Below are 19,863 nucleotides of genomic sequence, written 5' to 3' on the forward strand. Positions count from 1 at the left end.
CTATCTATCTTCAGCGTTCGCCATCCCTTCGCAGATAGGCGTCGCGGACCGGCGAGACCGCGTGGGCATGCGAGGAGAAGCCCTCGTAGACGGCGAGCCGGTGGGCATGTTGGGCAAACTCAGGATATGCCGGCGCCGTGACGTAGCCGATCGAACTGCGCTTGACGAAATCGGTGACCGAGAGCGGCCCGAAGGTGCGCGCCCAGCGGCTCGTGGGCAACACGGCGTTCGGCCCCAGGCAGAAGTTGGCAATGCTGACAGGCGTGTGGAGGCCGAGCAGTATTTCGGCGGCCTCGGTGATATGGCCGAGATGGGCGAAGGCGTCGCGCGACAGGATTTCCAGGTGCTCGGGCGCGAAGGCGTTCACGACTTCGTAGCTCTCTTCGAGCGACGAAGTCAGCACGATGCCGCCGCAGGTGCCCGAGAGGACCGTCCGGGAAAAGGCGACGCGCTGTTCGGTCATCCGCGCCCAATGCTGCGGCAGGGCCGCGAGCGCCTCTTCCGCGACGCGGCGACTGTGGGTGACGAGATAGGCGGAGGAGTCCGGCCCATGCTCGGCCTCGATCAAGAGATCGAGTGCCGCAAGGCCGCCATGCACGGTATCGTCGGCGAAGATCATGGCTTCCGAGGGGCCGGCGGGCAGGCCGGTGTCGATGACGCCGGCAAGGCTGCGCTTGGCCGCGACCACCCAAGGGCTGCCGGGACCGACGATCTTGAGCGCCGGCTTGATCGTCTCCGTGCCGTAAGCGACGGCCGCAACCGCCTGTGCGCCGCCGACCTTGTAGACCGTTTCGACGCCGGCAAGGCGGGCGGCCACCAGCGTTGCCGCGTCCACCGTGCCATCAGGTGCCGGTGGCGTGACGATGGCAAGCTCGGGAACACCTGCGACCACGGCCGGCACCGAAGTCATCATCGTCACTGACGGAAACGAGCCCTTGCCGCGCGGCACGTAGAGTGCCACGGACCGGATCGGCGTAAACCGGTCACCGGCAAAGGCCCCGTTCCGGATTTCCTTCAGCGACATGGCCGGCGGCTTCTGCTCCTCGTGGAAGGAGCGGATGTTCTGGATGCTGAACTTGATAGAGTCGATGACAGCGTCATCGACGAGCTTGAAGGCGGCGTCGAACTCGGCTTCGCTGACCTTGATGCGATCCTCGGAGATGTCGGCCTTGTCGAGCTCCCGCCCGAAGCGCGCCACCGCGCGGTCGCCTTCAGCGCGCACCGCCTCAAGGATCGGCCGCACCTTTTCGATGAAACCAGAAATATCGGTCTCAGATCGGCGCAGGAGATTGGCTTTCGCCTCCGCACTCAGCTTGGCATAGTCGTAAAAGGAAACGTCGCTCATTGCAGGTGCCCTCGTTTGCGCCGGAAACGGCGCGGATAGTCCTCGCACGGTTTTGCGCTCATGCGGTCTCTGCGCTTCACCGTAGCCGTTATGTACGTACCTCTCGCCATCGGCGCCTTCAACGCCTTTTTCGCACAGCTGCGAGGTGTTCCATGATCGTCGCCGCAGCCGCCTTGCCCTTCGCACCGGTTTGGCCTCCACGGCACTAACATGCGAAAACACTTATGCAAAAGGCTGCTGCCGGCATTGCCAGGAAGGTAGTCCGATCCTGGGCGGCGGCGCCCGCTACTCATTAGCCGAGCAAGCCGCGTACCGGTTCAGATAGGGTCGGCCGTAGGGCTGAGTTCTGCGGAAGATCTCTCAGATTGACGCAAGGAAACCGCCGTCGACTGGAAGGCAGTGGCCGGTGATGTAGGCGGACGCGTCGCTGGCGAGGAAAATCACGGCGCCGCCGATGTCGGCGGCTTCGCCGAAGCGGCGTTGCGGGATCCGATCCAGCATGCGCGCCTGCCAGGCCTCGTCACGATAGAAGTCCTCCGTCATCGCGGTACGGAAATAACCGGGCGCGATCGCGTTGACGCGGATGTTCATTCCCGCCCACTCCGTGGCCAGCGCCCGCGTCATCCCGAGCAGTCCGGATTTCGATGCCCCGTAGGGCACCGCGGTCGGAATGCCGACGAAGGAAGTTAGTGAGCAGAGATTGACGATGCTGCCGCCCGAGACTTGCCGCGCCATCTGCCGGGCCGTCGCTTGTGCCCAGAAGAAGGAGCCCTTGAGGTTGGTGTCGATGATCCGGTCCCAGAGCTCGCCATGGACATCCAGCGACGGGGACACCTGCTCGACGCCGGCGTTGTTGACCAGAATGTCGATATGGCCGGCCGAATCCTCAAAGGCTGACAGGGTCGTTTCGATCGACGCGAGGTCGGTCACGTCCTGGGCCGCAATATAACAGCGCCTGCCGCGCGCCTCGATGCGCGCTCTGGTCTCAGCAAGGGCAGCTTCCTCGCGCGCCGTCACACACAGATCCGCGCCTGCATCGGAAAGCGCCAGCGCGATCGCCTGGCCGAGCCCACGGCTGGCACCGGTCACGACGGCGATACGGCCCTCAAGGCTGAAAGATGATACGGACATTGCTGCTCCCTTCGCAAACGGCGCTCTGCGTCGTCCGGCTCAACGCGCCGAAGCAGCCTGTGAAAACGGCGCCATGCAATCACCTTTTCGCCGCCATATCTAGTGCGATGCGATCAGCGTGCCATTGTGTCCCGCCGGCATTGAGCGCCGGACCCGGTCCTGAACAATCTCGGGACCGATGAGTTTCTTCAAGACAGCGCAACCGATGGAGATCATCATGCCCGGGAAGGACAAGGAACTGTCGCGTGAAGAAGACTATCGCGATCTCGAAGAGCGCAATATCGATGAAGGCTGGCCTTATGCCGATAAGGGGCCAAAAGGAGCCGCTTCGGCAAATCGCGCCTATGGTTCAGATGACTCCGGCCGAGACGACAATAGTGGCTTCCGGGTGGACGGTGTGGACGAGGATGGCAATGAGAATCCTCTCAAGGATTCGCTGCGCCCAGGTATGATCGATCGCGACGACAGCGGTGAACTGGAAGCGAAGGTGACTGAGAACCTCGAGAACATCCCTGACCTTGATATCGACAGTATTGACGTTCACGCGGACGGCCATACCGTGACCCTTGAGGGACAAGTCGAAACGATAGGAATGGCACGCAAGGTTGAACTCGCGGTACTCGCTGTCGATGGCGTGCGGCATGTCCGGAACAACATCGAGACAATAGCGGCTGACTCGCATATTCCGACTGACGATTGACGAAATGGCACGGCGAGATCCAGACGGTCGAGCGCTTGCGCTCTTCCGTCAGATACATTGGCGCCACAGTGCGTAGGGTCCGCGAAATCCGTCCGGTCCTTGAAGTTGGATCTTCGCATGCTCAACGGAAGAGTTCGGGCAACTCCGCTCGGGCGATCGCTCGGAGCCGGTCTGCCTCGGCTTTCTCGATGGAGCGGTATGGCCAGCGCAGCTCCGTTCCGACGGGGCCCCAGCCGCCGATTGCGCAGAGCAGTTTGTCGAGCGCGGCATTCGAATAGCCGTAAGTTTGGCGGAATGGAACGATGTGGCTGTCCATGAACGCGCAAATCCGCTTCTCGATGGCCAGCGCCGCGTCGATGTCTTCTGCCATCAAATCGGTCCACCACTGGGCGCCGCGCGGGCTGAGACAGGCCACGTTGGAAAAGGCGCCGGCGGCAACGCCGTGTTTCATGCCGGTCGCGAGGTGATGGCCGGGAATGAAAAGTGCGAACTCGTCAAGGTATTCGCGGGCAGCGGCATACCAAGCGGCATCGCCATCGGCGAGCTTGATGCCGACGACGGCAGGCAACGGGCGGCAGATGGCAGCCAGATCGCGCGGCGACAGTGCCCGCTTGGCATGTGGGGGATTGTAGAGGATCAGGGGGATTGCCTCTGCCTCATTCGCCGCGCGTTTCAGGAAATCGATTGCCTCAACATCCGTGACCGGCCACCAGTCCGGCAGAATGACCTGGATCGCCAGCGGCTTCAGAGCGGATGCGCGTGCAACACGCGACAGAGCGATGTGCGGATCGGGCTGGCAAGCGCCGATCACGAAGGGCATGCCGGCACTCGTGCAACGCTCCGCGAGGGTGATCTGGATCCTCTCGAACTCGGCGTCGGTCTGATTGTGGAACTCGCCAGCCGTACCGTTCGAATAGATGCCATCGACCCCCGCTTCGATCAGGATGTCGATCTCTTCGCCGAGTGCCGCGAAATCGATCGCGTCGTTCCCCATGAGCGGCAGGAGAAGGCTCGCCCAATTGCCGGCGATCGAATGTCGTCTCTGCGTCGTCAAGGCATGGCTCCCAAAGGTATGTCGTCGCGAATGCACGCCTTGAGATGCCCCGGCGCGACTTCCCGCAACTCCGGAACGGCCTGGCTGCAGGCTTCGATTGCGTGCGGACAGCGGGTGCGGAAAACACAGCCGCTCGGAGGATTGGCGGGGCTTGGAATTTCACCCCTCAGCACCTGCCGGTCGCGTTTGGCGCCGACATCCGTGGAGGGAATGGCGGAGAGAAGCGCGCGCGTATAGGGATGCTGCGGCCGGGCATAGAGATCGCTGCTCGTCGCGATTTCCATGATGCGACCGAGATAGAGGACGATCACCCGGTCACAGATGTACTCCACGACGGCCAGGTCGTGCGAGATGAACAGCATGGTCAGCCCGAGCCGCTGCTGCAGATCGCGCAGCAGGTTTATGACCTGCGCCTGAATGGAAACGTCGAGCGCCGACACCGGCTCGTCGGCGACAATCAGTTCCGGGGCCAGGGTCAGCGCTCGCGCAATGCCGATGCGCTGGCGCTGGCCGCCCGAGAACTCGTGCGCGTAGCGATTGATCGCTTCTGCCGGCAAGTCGACCTGTTCGAGAGCCACACGGGCGCGTTCGAGCCGTTCCTTGCGGGTTCCGATGCGCTGGATTTTCAGGCCCTCGGTCAGGATTTCACCGATGGTCATGCGCGGCGAGAGACTGGCGAAGGGATCCTGGAAGATATACTGCATGCGCGGACGCATGCGTCGCATCGCCGTGGATGAAAGGCCGGTCAGTTCGACGCCATCGAAGCGGACGTTGCCAGATGACGGCTCGACCAGGCGAAGGACAGAGCGGCCGATTGTCGTTTTTCCACTGCCGGATTCGCCGACGAGCCCTACGACTTCACCCTTACCGATGTCGAAGGAAATGTCCTTCAGGATTGTCAGCTGCGTACCGTGGGATGCGTAGCTTTTCGACAGGTCGCGAACGGAAAGCAAAGGCTCGGTCATCTAAATCTCCCGCCAGCGAATGCATCGGCTCTTATGAAGCGGTCCGACGGCTTCGAGTGCCGGAACCGCTTTCCCGCAGGCCTCGATTGCAAATTGGCAGCGCGGTGCGAAGGCGCAGCCGGAAGGCATGTTCATGAGGCTCGGAACGACACCGGGGATGGCCGCGAGCTTTTCGCCCGACTGTTTCATCCGGGTCGCATCGCCAGGCCGGGGCATCGAGGCGAGGAGGCCCTTCGTGTACGGGTGCTTTGGATTGTTGAAGACCTCGCCGACCGGGCCTTCCTCGACGATGCGGCCGGTATACATGACGGCGACGCGATGGGCGATCTGGGCGACGACGCCGAGATTGTGCGTGACGAACAGTATGGCCATGCCGCGCTCGCGCTGGAGCTTCAGCAACAGGTCCAGGATCTGCGCCTGGATCGTCACGTCAAGTGCGGTGGTCGGCTCATCCGCAATCAGCAAGGTTGGATCGCAGGCAAGCGCCATGGCGATCGTCGCACGTTGACGCATGCCGCCGGACAGCTCGTGCGGATACTGGCCAGCCCGACGTTTGGCGTCTGGAATCCCGACGCTCTCCAGCAGCGAAATCGCGTTGGCCATCGCGACTCTCCGGCTTGCTCCGCGATGAATGCGAATGGGCTCGGAGATCTGGTCGCCAATCGTATAGACGGGATTGAGACTGGACATCGGCTCCTGGAAGACCATGCCGATGTCGTCGCCGCGAATGTCGCGCATCTCGTCTTCCGTCAGCGAAACCAGATTACACCCGGATCCGTCCTTTCGGCGCAGCCGGATGCTGCCTGCCGCTATCGACCCGATGTTGCGGGTCAGAAGTCGCATGACGGAAAGGCTGGTTACCGATTTGCCCGAACCCGATTCTCCCACCAAGGCCACGGTCTCTCCCGCGCCGACGGTCAGGTCGACGTCGTTGACAGCTGTGACATCGCCTCCGCGAATGCGGAAGATGGTCTTGAGGCCCTGAATGGCGAGGATCGGTTCGGTTGACTGCATGGAGATCACCCGCGAAGCAGACCGGTTGCACGCAGGATCTCGTTGATCCTCGCTGTTTCAGCTTCGTCGAGCGCTGCTCGCGGGCGCGGCATGACGGCGTTGTCGATGATGCCGAGGCTCTTCATCGCGGTCTTGAAGCCACCGATGCCGGAGGCGCCGCCGCTGACGCGGCCCTGGGCAACCCAGACGATTTCGAAGAGCCGGCAAAGCCGTTCCTGCTCCTTGCGTGCGGCGACCCAGTCGCCACGCTGGGCGGCATCCCACAGGCGCACGTAACCATGCGGATCGACGTTGGCGATGCCAGGGACTACGCCGTGGGCGCCCATCAGCAGGGCGTTGTCGACGACAATCTCCGAGCCGGTCATCAGGAACACGTCCGGCTGATCGGCAAGATCGAGCAGGGCATAGCGGAAGTTGCCGTCATCGCCGCTCGAATCCTTGAGGCCGATGATCGTGCCTTCTCTTGCCAAAGTCACCGTCGTCTGGCGCTGCAGCTTGACGTGAACGCAGACCGGAATGTCGTAGGCGACGAGCGGTACGTCGACGGCGTCGCGGATAAAGCGGAAATGGTCGAGGATCTCGGCTTGGCTGGTGACAGTATAGAAAGGCGCGGTGGCAACGACGGCGTCGGCGCCGGCACGCTTGGCAACGTCAGCGTGATGAATGACGCGATCTGTTGTCGGATCGATGACGCCGACGATCAGGGGCACGCGGCCATTCACCACCTTTGCCGAATGCTCGATGATCTCGCGGCGGGTCTTGTCATCGTGGAAAATTACTTCGCTTGTCGAGCCGAGCACGAAAACACCGTGACAGCCGCCCTCGATGAGGTGCTCCAGGACCCGCGTGTAGGACGGATAGTCGACCGTGAAATCCGCATTGAGTGGCGTCACGACCGGAGGAATTACACCTTTGAATTTCGTCATTGTCTCTTTCTTTCGGATGATCAGTTTAGTTCAGCACGAGGGTCAAAAGCGTCCCGAAGACCGTCGCCGATGAAGTTGATGGCAAGCACGGCAAGGATGAGCGCCCCACCCGGGAACAGCCATTGCCAGGGATATTGTTCGAGGACCGCCGTCGACCGGGCAGCATTCAGCATGTTGCCCCAGCTTGCGGCCGGCGGGGCGATGCCGAGGCCAAGGAAGGAAAGTCCGGCTTCAAGCAGGATGGCGTTGGCAATCTGCAAAGTCGCGTAGACAACAAGGATATCGATCGAATTCGGCAAGCCATGCCGGAAGAGGAGATGCGGCAGGCCGGCGCCCATTCCCCGAGCGGCGATGACAAAGTCACGCTCACGGAGTTCCAGAAGCCGTGCACGCACCATTCGCGCCAGAAGTGGCCAGGACAGCAACGAGATGACGAGTACCGTCGGCCAGATGCCCGTGCCGGCGATGGAGGCGAGCACGAGGAGAAAAATCACCGGCGGCAACGTCATCACGAGGTCGACGAACCGCATGCCCACGGCGTCGGCCCAGCGGCCGCCAAGGGCTGAGACAGCACCGAAGAGAAAGCCGATGACGGCCGACAGCAGCGTCGACGCAATAGCGACGAGGAGCGAGATGCGGCCGCCTTCCATGACGCGGGCAAACACATCGCGCCCGACGCCATCGGTACCGAACCAATGTTTCAGGCTTGGGCCCGAGTTCATCGCCAACAGGTCGATGTCGTTCGGCTTGAAGCTCCACCAAAGGGGATAGGTGAGGATCATTGCCAGGACAGGAACAGCCAGGCAGACACCGAAAACGGCGGCGCGGTTGATCAGGAAGCGGTCGAGTGCACGGGCGAGGGGGCCGGGACTGCGGCTAGGGGTTCTGGCCAGCATAGTTACGCCACCTTGATGCGCGGATCGATCACCGCGTAGGTGATATCCGTTAGAAGGTTCACGACGATCACGCAGGCTCCGATAATGAGCGTCGCGCCCATGATGACCGGGTAGTCGCGGGTCTCGACGGAATCGACCAGCAGCAGGCCCATACCCGGCCAGTTGAAGACGCTCTCGATGAAGATTGCGCCGCCGATGGCAAGGCCGATGGTCGAGCCGATGAGCGTAACGACAGGCAGCAGCGCATTGCGCAAGGCATGCTTGACGATCACCCAGAACTCGACGACACCCTTCGCCCGCGCCGTACGAACATAATCCTGATTGAGCACTTCAAGCAGGGAGGCGCGCATATAGCGCATGATCAGAGCCGCTTGAGCGACCGCAAGAAGAGATGCAGGCAGGATCAGGTGATGCACCAGATCGAGGATCGAGAAGGCCTCGCCAGGCGTCAGCATGCCGCCGGATGGCATCCATTTGAGCCGCACCGCGAAGACGTAAAGTCCGATCAACGCGCTAAGGAAAGCCGGGCTGGAAATGCCTGTGAGGGCAAGTACCGAAAACGAGAGGTCGGCGAAGGAGTTGCGCCGTACGGCGCTGACGATGCCGGTGGCGATGCCGACGATGATCGAGATGACGAGAGCCGTTCCCATCAATAGGACGGTGGGGCCGATCCGCGACAAGACGAGGCCGAGCACCGACTGATCCATCCGCTTGATCGAGTAGCCGAGATTGCCGGCCAAGGCCTGCTGCAACCAGGCCAGATATTGTACGGGCAGCGGCTGGTCGAGACCGAGCCTGCTGCGCAGCTCGGCCAAATCAGCTGGCGACATGGGAATATTCGGATCGATATAGGCGTCGATCGGATCGCCAGGGGTGAGGCGCAGCAGAAGGAAAATCAGCATGCTCAAGGCAAGCAGCATGCCTATCCCAATCGCCAGGCGCCGGAGACTGTATCTCAGCATTGCAACTCCGTCCTGAAAGGGTGGCAGATGCCACCCCCTCGTACCAATGGGCGGTCTTTACTCGGCGATCGACCAGCGCTGCGGATCGGCCTGGTAGGGACCGCCTCCGGGAGCGGGAGTCCAGACGAAATCCTTGACCTTGGTGGAGACGACGCCATAGCGGTTTGCCACCCAGAGCGTGCCCCACGGGAGCTGGCTGTTCATGACCTTGCAGACCTGCTGATAGCGCCCGTCGCGCTTTGCCGCGTCTGGCTCGCCGAGGGCGGCATCGAGCGCGGCCGTCAGATCGGGCATCCGGGCGCGAACGACGTTCGGGCCGGCCGGCGGGATCTGCTTTTCGTTTAGCCCGACATTGATGCTGCCGGCGTCCGGTCCGTTTTGCAGGCCGGCATAAACCAGCTGAAACTGCGAAATATCCGCGTCCGGCTTCAGGACGATGCTGTTATAGGTCGGCGCATCGACGGCACGTGGCACGACGTTAATGCCGACCTGCGCCAGCATCGCCTGAACGGCGGCCAGCACATTGGTCGCCAAGGGCGTCGTGTAGTAGGTCAGGAGCGTGATCGGCTTGCCGCCGTTGATCTGGTCCCAGCCAGCTTCCTTCAGGAGCGCTTTTGCCTTTTCCGGATCATAAGCATAGGGATCGATGTCCTTCGGAACGAGCTGGTCAGCGACATAGGCGCAATTGGCCGGCTTCGCAGCACCGCCGTAGAGACTCTGGATGATTGCGTCACGGTTGATGGCGCGCATCACCGCCTGACGAACACGCAAATCCTTCCAGATCGGTGATTCATGATTGAATCCCAGATAGTTGACGACGAAGGAATTGCCTTCGATCACGCGGAAAGACTTGTCTTCCTTGAATGTTGGGACCTCATTGGAATCGACATAGGTGAACTGGATTTCGCCGGCGCGAAGAGCGGCGATCGCCGCCGCCGGATCGGCGAAGTAGCGATTGATGATCTTCTCCAGGGCCGGCTTCCCGCCGCGGTAGTCCGTGTTGGCGGCGAGTTCGACATACTGGTCGTTGACATACTTGGTGAACTTGAATGCGCCGGTGCCGATCGGTGACGTCGACCACCATGGGTTCTTGGCGAGCTGGTCGGCCGGTATTGCGGCGAGCGCATGCTCGGGCAGCATCATGACCTTGGTGAGCGTATCCATGAGGCTTGCAGATGGGGCGCTGAGTTTGAGAACAAGCGTGTGCTCATCGGGAGCTTCGACGGATGAAACCGGCGTCAGGCGGGCCGCGAGAACGGAGCCGGTCTTGGCGTTCTTGGCAAGCTCCATCGTGAACTTGGCGTCCTTGGCGGTAAACGGCTTTCCGTCGTGCCACTTCGCGTCGACGAGCTTGAACATGTAGGTCAGCTGGTCGGGGCTCACTTCATAGGACGATGCAAGAACGCCGACCGGCTTCTGCAGCTTCGCATCGTAAGTCACGAGCGGCTCGAAATAGATGCTGAGCCATGTGAAGCCGGCGGTGGCTGCAAGCGGATTGAAATTGCCTTGGAATCCGCCAGGCCCGACGTCGAAGCCGCCCGACAGGGTTGCGGCTTGCGCCGGGCGGGTGAGGCCTGACGCGACTGTTGTTGCCATCATCGCGGCGATTGCGATCGCCGAAAGTCGGGACAGAGTGTTCATTGCGTTCCTCCCACATTTGAACTTGTCTTGTTGTTTGTGATTACCTGCGCGATGCCTTCGTAGTGGCGGTCGAGGCGGCGGCGAGCCTCCTCCAGGTCCCGGGCTTCGACGGCATCGACGATGGCGGCGTGATCCCGCCAGGTGGCCATCGGGTCGACGTTATCGAGATTGACGAAATCCGAGGCCTTGTAGAAAGCGAGCCAGAACACGTCGATTAGCCGGCTCAGCGTTTCGTTCTCCTGGCAGCGGAAGAGCAGACGATGAAATAGCTGGTCGTCCTCGGCGAAGGATTCACCGCGCTCGGCGTGCGCTTTCATGCGGTTGACGGTGGCGCGGAGCTCGGCAATGTCGTCCTTGCTGATCGTCTCCAAGGTCTTGCCGATCAGGCCGACTTCGAGCGTCCGGCGGATCTCGATCACTTCCTCAATCTGGCGAAGCGCCCCGCCAAGGCCATAGGCAAGGTTGTCGAGCAGCGGCTCGAACGAGAAGGCCTTCACGAAGATTCCGACGCCGCGGCGCGATTCCAGGACGCCCAGGGATTCCAGCGCCTTGATGCCCTCTCGCAGGGAGTTGCGGCTGACGCCGAGTTGGGTCGCAAGTTCGCTCTCTGCCGGCAAAAGGGTTCCGGGCTTCAGGCCATTGTCATTGATGTAAGCACGCAGGCTCTCCTGCACGGACACATGCAGCAGGGGGGCTCTTGTCAAAGGCTTCATGGTCTTTAGGGGCATGCCGGGTCTCGCTGCAGAAATTCCAGATGCCGAGATACATATCCACTTGTAGGATATCTGTCAAATGAACATGTCAACGAAGGCGCCGTAGGGAGGTTTGTCGTAGGGTTCGGCAAAGAGGCTTGGTACTTGGTCTTCCGCCCGTGGCCTTGCCGCCCGCTCGGGGGGGCTGGCCGAGGGATTGGAGCCAGGATCTCCTTGTTTCCCCATCTCTGCCACACAAGTTCAGCAAATCCTGCGGGGAGCGTAATCCATCCAACTCATAGGTTTTGGTTATCGTAACGATCAGTAAATCCAACTTAGAATTATCGCCATTTTCCGATATGAAGGAGGAAAGGGAGGATGTATGTCGATCGGTGTACCCTTGGCTTGAGTGCTGAACCTCATTTGGAAACGGCGCAGCGCCGTTGACTGGTTTGGCAGATCCCCCTTTAGACGGCAGAAAATTCAAGGTAATCAAGGAGAACGTTATGGACCAGAAAACCGACAGCGCGGGCAAATGTCCTGTTGCGCATGGCAATACGCCCCGTGGTCGATCCAACCGCGACTGGTGGCCGGACCGGCTGGACGTTCAGATCCTTCACCAGCATTCCGACCTGTCCGATCCGATGGGGACGGCGTTCAACTATGCCGAGGAATTCAAGACGCTCGACCTCGATGAGGTGAAGAAGGACCTTCATGCGCTGATGACCGATTCGCAGGACTGGTGGCCGGCCGACTTCGGTCATTACGGCGGCCTGTTCATCCGCATGGCATGGCATAGCGCAGGCACGTACCGCATCACTGATGGCCGCGGCGGCGCCGGTGCCGGTCAGCAGCGTTTCGCGCCACTGAACAGCTGGCCTGACAATGCCAACCTCGATAAGGCCCGCCGCCTGCTGTGGCCGATCAAGCAGAAATACGGCAACAAGATCTCCTGGGCCGACCTGTTGATCCTGACGGGCAACGTTGCACTGGAATCCATGGGCTTCAAGACTTTCGGTTTCGCCGGCGGCCGCGCGGACGTATGGGAACCCGAGGAACTCTTCTGGGGTCCTGAGGGAACCTGGCTGGGCGATGAGCGCTACAGCGGCGAGCGTGAACTCTCTGAACCGCTTGGCGCCGTGCAGATGGGCCTCATCTACGTCAATCCCGAAGGCCCGAACGGCAACCCCGATCCGGTCGCGGCTGCCCACGACATCCGCGAAACCTTCGCCCGTATGGCCATGAACGACGAAGAGACGGTGGCGCTGATCGCCGGCGGTCACACCTTCGGCAAGACGCATGGTGCCGGCGATCCTTCGTTGATCGGCGCGGAGCCGGAAGGCGGTGCGATCGAGGAGCAGGGCCTCGGCTGGAAGAGCACCTTCGGTACCGGCGTCGGCAAGGACGCCATCACCGGCGGTCCTGAAGTGACCTGGACGCAGACGCCGACTCAGTGGAGCAATTACTTCTTCGAGAATCTGTTCGGCTTCGAGTGGGAGCTGACGCAGAGCCCGGCCGGTGCGAAGCAGTGGAAGGCCAAGAATGCCGAAGCTTCCATTCCTGATGCTTTTGATGCGTCGAAAAAGCAGCTTCCCACAATGCTGACCACGGACCTGTCGCTGCGCTTCGATCCTGTATACGAGAAGATCTCGCGCCGCTTCCTCGAAAATCCTGATCAGTTCGCGGATGCCTTCGCGCGCGCCTGGTTCAAGTTGACCCACCGCGACATGGGTCCGAAGGTCCGTTACCTCGGTCCGGAAGTCCCGGCGGAAGACCTCATCTGGCAGGATGTCATTCCGGCCGTCGACCACAAGCTTGTCGACGATGCTGACATCGCCGCGCTGAAGGAGAAGGTTCTTTTGACCGGCTTGTCCGTGCAGGAGCTCGTCTCGACCGCCTGGGCTTCTGCCTCGAGCTTCCGCGGCTCCGACAAGCGCGGCGGCGCCAACGGTGCGCGCATCCGGCTTGCGCCTCAGAAGGACTGGGAAGCGAACCAGCCGGCGCAGCTCGCCAAGGTGCTCGGTGTCCTCGAAGCTATCCACAAGGACTTCAATGCCGCCCAGACCGGTGGCAAGAAGATCTCGCTCGCCGACCTGATCGTTCTCGCCGGCGCTGCCGGTGTCGAGAAGGCGGCAAAGGCTGGCGGTCATGACGTCACCGTGCCGTTCACGCCTGGTCGCATGGATGCCTCGCAGGAACAGACCGACGTGGCGTCCTTCGCCGCGCTGAAGCCGCGTGCTGACGGTTTCCGCAACTATGTCGGCGGCCGGCAGTTCATGAAGCCGGAAGAGGCCCTTGTCGATCGCGCCCAACTGCTGAGGCTGACCGCGCCGGAAATGACCGTTCTCGTTGGCGGACTGCGCGTGCTGAAGGCTGGTCAGCCCGAGCATGGCGTCTTCACGTCTCGTCCCGAGGCGCTGACGAACGACTTCTTCGTCAATCTCCTCGACATGGGCACCCAGTGGTCCCCGGTTGCGGGTAAGGAAGGCGTTTACGAGGGACGCGACCGCAAGACGAACGAACTTAAGTGGACCGGCACCCGCGTCGACCTGATCTTCGGCTCGCACTCGCAGCTCCGCGCCTTTGCAGAAGTCTACGGCCAGTCCGATGCGAAGAAGAAGTTCGTCAAGGACTTCGTCGCAGCCTGGAACAAGGTGATGAACGCCGATCGTTTCGATCTGGCCTGATCGATAAAATATTGGTGGGCGCGGCGGTAAGCCGCGTCCATGCATCCGTCCTCATTGTCACCGCGCTCGGCTGTGGTGAAGGTCTCGGTCGCCGGTTGAGCAGCTTTCTGCTTTCTCATCCCTTGGGCTTCCGCCCGAAATCCTTGCGAAGCTCGTCCTTCGCCTTCTCCAGCTTTGTTCGCTGTGCCTTGGAGAGTTGCTGACCTGCACGGTTGATATAGAAATTCAGCATCAGCCGTTGTGACGCCGGTTCCTCGATGCAGGACGGCACCGCCGCCAATGAGCCACGCCCGTTAGCACGCCAAGTGCGAAGCGTAGAACGTCTATGACGACGTGACGGTGCTGAAGCGCTCGCACCAGAAAATCACCGAAAGGTAGGCCGCTTTACCGCCAATGAGGTACGTGCAGTCAATGCGCGGTTGTGGTTTTATGGGGCCGGCCAGATGCGGCCGCTTGTATTGCGTCTCGGGCCCGTCAGGCATTCTGGCGGGCCCATGCAATTTGTGGCGCTTGCCGAATTGGACGGGTGCACGCGCGGAACATCAAGCGTTTCGAACGGCTCTCCAACAATCCAATGATGGAGATGCGTATTTCTCTTGCCTTATCCGCATTGCTGTTGGTCTGGCTGTTTGCGCCTTGCGGCGCACAATCGCTTCCCGACCAGGCCGGTCCGTCGCTCGGACAGTCGAGCTCCACCCAGGCACAAGAGGAGATCACCAATCCAGGCGGATTTGGTCGAGCGCCCGCAGGCAAGGCAGTTGACCGTGCAACCACGCAAAGCACGATCAAGCCTCGCGGTGAGATCTCAGATCAAATCCACGCGTAAGCCGGTCATCAGTCCGTAGGGACTGCATCCGCTAGGTGTTCGAGGCAGAGATCCCGGCGTGTCGTCGACCGCCGGCAATGGCTCACAAGAACAAGGTTGGGTCTGTTCGGCTAGCGGGCGGCGCTTGATTTGGCCACGCGAGGACGCGTGGCATTCCGGCTATCGCGCGGGTCCGAGCTTCCAATCCGAGTCGCCAGACGGACAGGCGAGACCCTTGAATCGGGTTTCTCCCTCCAGCGTCCGCTGGGTCGTTACAAAGGCGCGGCATGAACTTTCAGGATCAACGCCAATTTCTTCGATCACCCCCACACTTCCCGTCGACGGGTTCGCCCAGGCAAGGGGGTTCACTCCGACCGCGCCGCGACTGACCGTATCTGCGATGACCGCCTGATCCGTCTTCGCAGGCGTCGGACTCGACTGCGGGATCGCGGTGGTTTCCAAGGGTTCTACCTTGGTGCATCCCGCCAACAGCAAGGCCGCGAGGGCCAATTGCATCACGCCTATGTTCTTTCGCGTCATCTAGACTTTCCGATGATAGTTCTCCCGCATCGTAGCGTGCAATTCTGACAGCTACCTGAGGAACTACTATAGAAATGGGCGCAGTGCCAGCCAGTTCCGTTCATTCCGACGCATTGCTTGTGAGTTCCACCGACTGCGCGCCTGCCCCAAGTCGGCGTTCAACGATGCTGCCCGGCCATCCCGACCCGCCGGGTGACCTTCTAGTCCGTTGATTGCGGATTCACGGCCCCGCGGGTGCCGGTTGATCGTCGTCTGGCCTATCAGTTCTGGCGCGCAGCGTCCGCGAGCCAGCTTTTTACGGCAGCCACGGATGCCGCATGACGGGGCTTTCGTGGCGAGATGACGTAGAAATCCGACCCAGCGGTAAGTTCGGTTGGCAACACACGGAGAAGGCGGCCCGACGCAATGTCCTCGTCCACAAAAAACGTGCTCGTCAGAGCAAGGCCCTGGCCAGCAATCGCGGCCTCAATCGCCAGGGAGGTCTGATTAAACCGAATATTCTTGGCGGTCGCCGGCGCTCCGTTCGGAAACGCCAATTCCAGAAACTGCGGCCAGAGATCGTGGCCATCGTGAAGGCGCGGGTAGCGCGAGAAATTGTCCTCTTGGTCGGGGAAGCCGAGCTTCTCCACCAGTAGCGGGCTGCCGACGGCAATAATCACGTGATCGAACAGCAGCTCCGCATTCAAGTTCGGTCCGAAGGGTGGCCGGCCATGACGGACGGCGAGATCCACCGCATCGGTTTGGAAATTGGCAATGCGATCACTCGCCAAGATGCGCAGATCAATGTTGGGGTGAGCCGCGGTAAAATCCGGCAGGCGAGGGATCAGCCATTTCGAGGCGAATGTCGGCGTCACGCTGATTGTCAGGTGAAGCGGTTCTGGTTTCAATGTCTCGGTTGCCTCCGAGATCAGCTCGAAAGCACGGCGGATGTTGGTCACATAGCTCTGGCCAGCCTCCGTCAACGCCAGCGTTCGCGGAAGCCTGTCGAACAGCTTCAGGCCCAACTCTGCTTCCAAGCCCCGTATCTGTTGGGCGACAGCACCCTGGGTGACCCCGATTTCCTCGGCTGCCAGGCGAAAGTTCAGGTGCCGTGTGACGACCTCGAACATGCGAAGGCCATTAAGCGAGGGAAGACGTCTAATACCTTCTGCCATTCAATAGATTTTCTACTGCTTTCTGAGAACGAAACTGGCTCGCACCGATGCCACACGAGTGATATCACGCTTTGCAGGCAACTGTAGACCGCAATTGCATGCGGGTCCTCTTTAAGGCAGGAGAGTATGATGTCAGTAGAAAAGGTAGCGGTGATCACGGCCGGCGGCAGCGGAATGGGCGCCGCCGCGGCGAAGCGTCTTGCAGCCGATGGGTTCAAGGTGGCGATCCTATCATCGTCGGGGAAGGGCGAAGAGCTTGCAAAGGCGCTGGGGGGCGTCGGCGTCACCGGCTCCAACCAATCAAATGACGATCTCCGCAAGCTCGTTGATCTCGCGATCTCCACTTGGGGACGCATCGACGTGCTCGTGAACAGCGCCGGCCACGGTCCGCGCGCGCCCATCCTCGACATATCGGACGAGGACTGGCACCGGGGCATGGAGGTCTACCTTCTGAACGTCATCCGTCCGACACGGCTGGTGACGCCGCACATGCAGAAGCAGAAGGCCGGCGCGATCATCAACATTTCGACCGCATGGGCGTTTGAGCCGAGCCCGATGTTCCCGACGTCGGCCGTGTTCCGCGCCGGGCTGGCGTCCTTCACCAAGATATTCGCCGACACCTATGCCGCCGACAATATCCGCATGAACAACGTTCTTCCGGGCTGGATTGACAGCCTGCCGGCGACGGAGGAGCGCCGCGACAGCGTTCCGATGAAGCGTTATGGCACGAGCGAGGAAATCGCCGCGACGGTTGCGTTCCTTGCATCGACCGGTGCAGCCTACATGACGGGGCAGAATATTCGCGTTGACGGCGGACTAACCCGTTCGGTTTGATGCCGGCGGGCACTGCCCCGGGGTGAAAGGCCTCCGGGGCGGTATATCAGGAAACGGCGATTAGAAGCGGATGATCGCTCCGAAAATCGGGCCGTGCTCGATCACGTCGTAGGTGAAGCCATCGTTGCTGTAGTTGACGCCGAGGGCGCGGTAACCGGCAACCGCCGAGACGGTGTCGTTGAACTTATAGCCAATGCCCGCCAGCACGTCCCAGTCCAGGTCGGCACCTCCGCCGCCGATCATGCCCCAGCCGGTGAGATAGACCGTGTCGGTCAGCGAGTAGTTGCCTTTGATGCCCGCGACCCCGTCCACCCAATTGGCGCTATCGGTCCGCGACACGTTGCCGATGAGGCCACCGCTTAGCCCTATCGTTGTTTCGGCATGCCAGTATCTGGCACCGGCAACCACATCCAAGCGAGTCTTCGGATCTTCGTAGACGGTGTATCCGACGCCCAACAGTGCGCTGAATGTGACTGACTTGACATCGACCTCGTCAGCGACGACGCCCCGCGGTGTTGCCGCATCCGTCGTTATGCGAGCATAGATTATGTCAGTGAAGACGCTGAACCGGTCATAGCGGGCGTCACCGGCTGCCATGAAGGCAAAGTCCAGATCCTTCAAGATGTCGCTGAAATTCTGATTGATGTCGACGGTCGGGAGGCCGAACACCTGAGTCTTGCCGTCGAGGCCCGCAACCCAGAAGTAGGGTGCAAAGGAAAACGTCCAGCCATTCGGTTGCACGGCCTGAGGTTGTGGCGCCGTGGCGGGCAGGAGATCTGCTGCATGCGTGGGTGTGACGAACGCCATTGCGGCAGCGGCGCATGCGATCAGTGAAATCCTGCTATTCATGATGAACCTGTCCCCTCTCGCGTTCAGGTCACAATAGCCCCGATTCATCGACCTGAACTGATATCGCAGATTGCACTAACTCTCGCCGTCCGCAAAGTGCTTATATTCTGTTCCTGATATCTCACATGAGAAGAGTACGCTCGGCGCCAGGCGATCTCGGCACGCGGCGTGGGAGAGCATCCCGGCAGCGCGGAGCGGCTGCTTCATCCCCGCCAGAACCTTTTTCGCTCCATCAGTTCGTCCAACGACGATTGAGCGGCGGTGATCAGTTTTTCGCTGTTGCCAGCGACCATCAGGGATTCGACGCCGGGATGTGATTCCAGCTCCAAATTGTGAATGACAGTCGGCGCGGTTACCATGTCGTTCAGGAGACCGAGTTCGTCCTGCAATTTCTCCATCGCTTGGATGAACTTTTCGTACCGTCGCTCGGCCTGCTTGCTGGAGAACAGGGACCTTAGGAATTCGCTCGCATATCTAAACTTCTTTGCCGCCTTGCGGGTTTCGTGCCGATGCTCATCGTCGGCTTCGACCAGAGATTTGCCGCGTTTTTTCAGTTTCTTGCGTTGACGGTCAAGGATGTCGATTGCGAAATCGACCACCGGTCCGTTCCGAATCTCTGCCGTTTCCACCAGCGCGAGATACTCTCCGCAATGCAGCCACTCGTTAAGGTCCAGCATAAAGGCTTCGGCACGCGAGCTGAAAAGCGCGTTCAGCACCTGCTCATAGGCGCTGTCGCGTGCTTCGAGCAAACGACTTTTTACGTCGCTGTTTCCAACCCTGGCAATCAGTACATCGATGTTGCGTGCCTCTCCGAGAACGCCCGCCAGCCACTTCAACTCTTCCTTCAACCGCTGAGATTCGGCGTCGACCAGGATCACCTTGTAGAGCGAGAAGGCAGATCGCAGCCGCCTGAGTGCCACGCGGGCCTGATGAAGTGCCGATGGGTTCGGGCGATTTATGACGATCGATTCGTTCAGCCGGAACTGCCGGAAACATGCTTCAGCAATGACCTGGAACGAGGCCGAGACCCGCAGGTCGCGGTCGAGATGCACGGGTTCCGCCTTGTATGCCGTTTGTTGCTCGCGGAGCAGGCGGTATCCTCTCTCCGCTTTCGAAGCGACACCGAAACGGATCGGGACAAGCGCCTCGATTCTGCGGGCAAGGGTGAACAGCGTATATGGCTTGCCGTCCTTCAGTTCCAGCTCCAATTCCCGGATCTGCATCTCGCGATCGCCGGCAACGATCGAGCCCATGTCAAGGGCAACTTCAATCTGGCTCCCGTCCTGATCGACGTTCCAACGATGTCGCTTTACCAGGGTGGAAAACTGCCGGACGAGAGTGCCGTCCTCGATATCAAGTTCGGACCTCAGCGGGGTCGTGTAATCGATCACAGGTGTGTTGTCCGTGAGCGGCGTTTCCCACTCGGAGCGCGCAAAGATGGCTCTGTTCGGTCCCGCAGCCTTGACCGTTTGGACGTGCGCTTCGCCAACCGTACGGATTCGCAGAGAATAGCCGCCCTCCCATGCCTGGCGGTCGGGCGTGTCGAAATAAATGGAGGTCATGGAATCGACAGAGATCGGGCTTCCCAGCAAGCCGGATCCCAGCAATGTGTCCACCGCGTCGGCGCTCAGTTCAAGTTTCAGTTCTGTTTCTGTTGCCAATTACCTC

Annotated in this window: 17 protein-coding genes and 1 pseudogene; 3 read left to right on the forward strand and 15 right to left on the reverse strand. The window is 60.9% G+C overall.

Annotated features, from left to right (window positions below; translation table 11 throughout):
• Positions 1 to 10: 10 nt before the first annotated feature.
• Together hisD and IB248_RS19450 are read right to left on the reverse strand one after the other, a co-directional pair.
• Positions 11 to 1,345: a histidinol dehydrogenase gene (hisD, locus tag IB248_RS19445; protein WP_018857264.1), complete on the reverse strand. Its 1,335-nt coding sequence runs from the start codon at positions 1,343 to 1,345 to the stop codon at positions 11 to 13.
• A 360-nt stretch (positions 1,346 to 1,705) separates the two neighbouring features.
• A complete protein-coding gene (locus tag IB248_RS19450; protein ID WP_018117156.1) occupies positions 1,706 to 2,476 on the reverse strand; it encodes a glucose 1-dehydrogenase in 771 nt (256 codons plus the stop codon).
• A gap of 217 nt (positions 2,477 to 2,693) precedes the next feature.
• On the opposite strand from IB248_RS19450, the gene IB248_RS19455 reads away from it, so the two are divergent.
• Positions 2,694 to 3,176, forward strand: coding sequence for a BON domain-containing protein (locus IB248_RS19455; RefSeq protein ID WP_018857266.1), 483 nt, complete (start codon positions 2,694 to 2,696; stop codon positions 3,174 to 3,176).
• Positions 3,177 to 3,297: 121 nt separating this feature from the next.
• Here IB248_RS19455 and IB248_RS19460 read toward each other — a convergent pair whose 3' ends face one another.
• From IB248_RS19460 to IB248_RS19495, 8 genes are read right to left on the reverse strand one after another with little or no spacing between them, the layout of a single operon-like run.
• The gene (locus IB248_RS19460) at positions 3,298 to 4,230 is read right to left on the reverse strand and encodes a dihydrodipicolinate synthase family protein (protein WP_113471484.1); all 933 of its coding nucleotides are present in this window, start codon (positions 4,228 to 4,230) and stop codon (positions 3,298 to 3,300) included.
• On the reverse strand, positions 4,227 to 5,195 hold the full coding sequence (locus tag IB248_RS19465; protein WP_018117159.1) for an ABC transporter ATP-binding protein: 969 nt from the start codon (positions 5,193 to 5,195) through the stop codon (positions 4,227 to 4,229). Before IB248_RS19465 ends, IB248_RS19460 begins: the two co-directional genes overlap by 4 nt.
• The gene (locus tag IB248_RS19470) at positions 5,196 to 6,209 is read right to left on the reverse strand and encodes an ABC transporter ATP-binding protein (RefSeq protein WP_037089755.1); all 1,014 of its coding nucleotides are present in this window, start codon (positions 6,207 to 6,209) and stop codon (positions 5,196 to 5,198) included.
• Positions 6,210 to 6,214: 5 nt separating this feature from the next.
• Complete coding sequence (locus IB248_RS19475; protein WP_018857268.1) at positions 6,215 to 7,135, reverse strand: dihydrodipicolinate synthase family protein; 921 nt, start codon at positions 7,133 to 7,135, stop codon at positions 6,215 to 6,217.
• A gap of 20 nt (positions 7,136 to 7,155) precedes the next feature.
• Complete coding sequence (locus tag IB248_RS19480) at positions 7,156 to 8,031, reverse strand: ABC transporter permease (RefSeq protein WP_018857269.1); 876 nt, start codon at positions 8,029 to 8,031, stop codon at positions 7,156 to 7,158.
• Positions 8,032 to 8,033: 2 nt separating this feature from the next.
• Positions 8,034 to 8,993 (reverse strand): ABC transporter permease, encoded by a 960-nt coding sequence (locus IB248_RS19485; RefSeq protein ID WP_026371800.1) that lies wholly within the window; start codon positions 8,991 to 8,993, stop codon positions 8,034 to 8,036.
• 57 nt (positions 8,994 to 9,050) lie between these two features.
• Complete coding sequence (locus tag IB248_RS19490) at positions 9,051 to 10,634, reverse strand: ABC transporter substrate-binding protein (RefSeq protein WP_018857271.1); 1,584 nt, start codon at positions 10,632 to 10,634, stop codon at positions 9,051 to 9,053.
• Positions 10,631 to 11,362: a FadR/GntR family transcriptional regulator gene (locus tag IB248_RS19495; protein WP_026371801.1), complete on the reverse strand. Its 732-nt coding sequence runs from the start codon at positions 11,360 to 11,362 to the stop codon at positions 10,631 to 10,633. Before IB248_RS19495 ends, IB248_RS19490 begins: the two co-directional genes overlap by 4 nt.
• A 470-nt stretch (positions 11,363 to 11,832) precedes the next feature.
• Here IB248_RS19495 and katG point away from each other — a divergent pair, with 470 nt between their 5' ends.
• Positions 11,833 to 14,013 (forward strand): catalase/peroxidase HPI, encoded by a 2,181-nt coding sequence (katG, locus tag IB248_RS19500; protein WP_192241551.1) that lies wholly within the window; start codon positions 11,833 to 11,835, stop codon positions 14,011 to 14,013.
• A 115-nt stretch (positions 14,014 to 14,128) separates the two neighbouring features.
• Here katG and IB248_RS19505 read toward each other — a convergent pair.
• The 3 genes and pseudogenes from IB248_RS19505 to IB248_RS19515 all read right to left on the reverse strand — a co-directional run.
• A pseudogene (locus IB248_RS19505) lies at positions 14,129 to 14,245 on the reverse strand (DUF3175 domain-containing protein); the annotation flags it as partial.
• A 753-nt stretch (positions 14,246 to 14,998) separates the two neighbouring features.
• Entirely contained in the window at positions 14,999 to 15,358 is a 360-nt protein-coding gene (locus tag IB248_RS19510; protein ID WP_018857276.1) for an RT0821/Lpp0805 family surface protein, read from the reverse strand.
• Positions 15,359 to 15,618: 260 nt separating this feature from the next.
• Positions 15,619 to 16,512, reverse strand: coding sequence for a LysR substrate-binding domain-containing protein (locus IB248_RS19515; protein WP_025660063.1), 894 nt, complete (start codon positions 16,510 to 16,512; stop codon positions 15,619 to 15,621).
• Between the two features lie 129 nt (positions 16,513 to 16,641).
• On the opposite strand from IB248_RS19515, the gene IB248_RS19520 reads away from it, so the two are divergent.
• Positions 16,642 to 17,346 carry an SDR family oxidoreductase gene (locus IB248_RS19520; RefSeq protein WP_018857278.1) on the forward strand — a complete coding sequence of 235 codons (705 nt, stop codon included), beginning with the start codon at positions 16,642 to 16,644 and terminating at the stop codon, positions 17,344 to 17,346.
• 60 nt (positions 17,347 to 17,406) lie between these two features.
• Here IB248_RS19520 and IB248_RS19525 read toward each other — a convergent pair whose 3' ends face one another.
• Together IB248_RS19525 and IB248_RS19530 are read right to left on the reverse strand one after the other, a co-directional pair.
• Entirely contained in the window at positions 17,407 to 18,195 is a 789-nt protein-coding gene (locus IB248_RS19525) for a DUF481 domain-containing protein (protein ID WP_018857279.1), read from the reverse strand.
• 203 nt (positions 18,196 to 18,398) lie between these two features.
• Complete coding sequence (locus IB248_RS19530; protein WP_192241552.1) at positions 18,399 to 19,856, reverse strand: CHAD domain-containing protein; 1,458 nt, start codon at positions 19,854 to 19,856, stop codon at positions 18,399 to 18,401.
• Positions 19,857 to 19,863 lie beyond the last annotated feature (7 nt).

The organism is Rhizobium sp. RHZ01 (assembly GCF_014851595.1).
Lineage (GTDB): Bacteria > Pseudomonadota > Alphaproteobacteria > Rhizobiales > Rhizobiaceae > Rhizobium > Rhizobium altiplani.

What these genes read in the sequence shown, in the direction of transcription:
- hisD (WP_018857264.1), bottom strand. Translation starts at nt 1,345, where the DNA reads ATGAGCGACGTTTCCTTTTACGACTATGCCAAGCTGAGTGCGGAGGCG.
- IB248_RS19450 (WP_018117156.1), bottom strand. Translation starts at nt 2,476, where the DNA reads ATGTCCGTATCATCTTTCAGCCTTGAGGGCCGTATCGCCGTCGTGACC.
- IB248_RS19455 (WP_018857266.1), top strand. Translation starts at nt 2,694, where the DNA reads ATGCCCGGGAAGGACAAGGAACTGTCGCGTGAAGAAGACTATCGCGAT.
- IB248_RS19465 (WP_018117159.1), bottom strand. Translation starts at nt 5,195, where the DNA reads ATGACCGAGCCTTTGCTTTCCGTTCGCGACCTGTCGAAAAGCTACGCA.
- IB248_RS19470 (WP_037089755.1), bottom strand. Translation starts at nt 6,209, where the DNA reads ATGCAGTCAACCGAACCGATCCTCGCCATTCAGGGCCTCAAGACCATC.
- IB248_RS19475 (WP_018857268.1), bottom strand. Translation starts at nt 7,135, where the DNA reads ATGACGAAATTCAAAGGTGTAATTCCTCCGGTCGTGACGCCACTCAAT.
- IB248_RS19480 (WP_018857269.1), bottom strand. Translation starts at nt 8,031, where the DNA reads ATGCTGGCCAGAACCCCTAGCCGCAGTCCCGGCCCCCTCGCCCGTGCA.
- IB248_RS19485 (WP_026371800.1), bottom strand. Translation starts at nt 8,993, where the DNA reads ATGCTGAGATACAGTCTCCGGCGCCTGGCGATTGGGATAGGCATGCTG.
- IB248_RS19490 (WP_018857271.1), bottom strand. Translation starts at nt 10,634, where the DNA reads ATGAACACTCTGTCCCGACTTTCGGCGATCGCAATCGCCGCGATGATG.
- IB248_RS19495 (WP_026371801.1), bottom strand. Translation starts at nt 11,362, where the DNA reads ATGCCCCTAAAGACCATGAAGCCTTTGACAAGAGCCCCCCTGCTGCAT.
- katG (WP_192241551.1), top strand. Translation starts at nt 11,833, where the DNA reads ATGGACCAGAAAACCGACAGCGCGGGCAAATGTCCTGTTGCGCATGGC.
- IB248_RS19510 (WP_018857276.1), bottom strand. Translation starts at nt 15,358, where the DNA reads ATGACGCGAAAGAACATAGGCGTGATGCAATTGGCCCTCGCGGCCTTG.
- IB248_RS19515 (WP_025660063.1), bottom strand. Translation starts at nt 16,512, where the DNA reads ATGGCAGAAGGTATTAGACGTCTTCCCTCGCTTAATGGCCTTCGCATG.
- IB248_RS19520 (WP_018857278.1), top strand. Translation starts at nt 16,642, where the DNA reads ATGTCAGTAGAAAAGGTAGCGGTGATCACGGCCGGCGGCAGCGGAATG.
- IB248_RS19525 (WP_018857279.1), bottom strand. Translation starts at nt 18,195, where the DNA reads ATGAATAGCAGGATTTCACTGATCGCATGCGCCGCTGCCGCAATGGCG.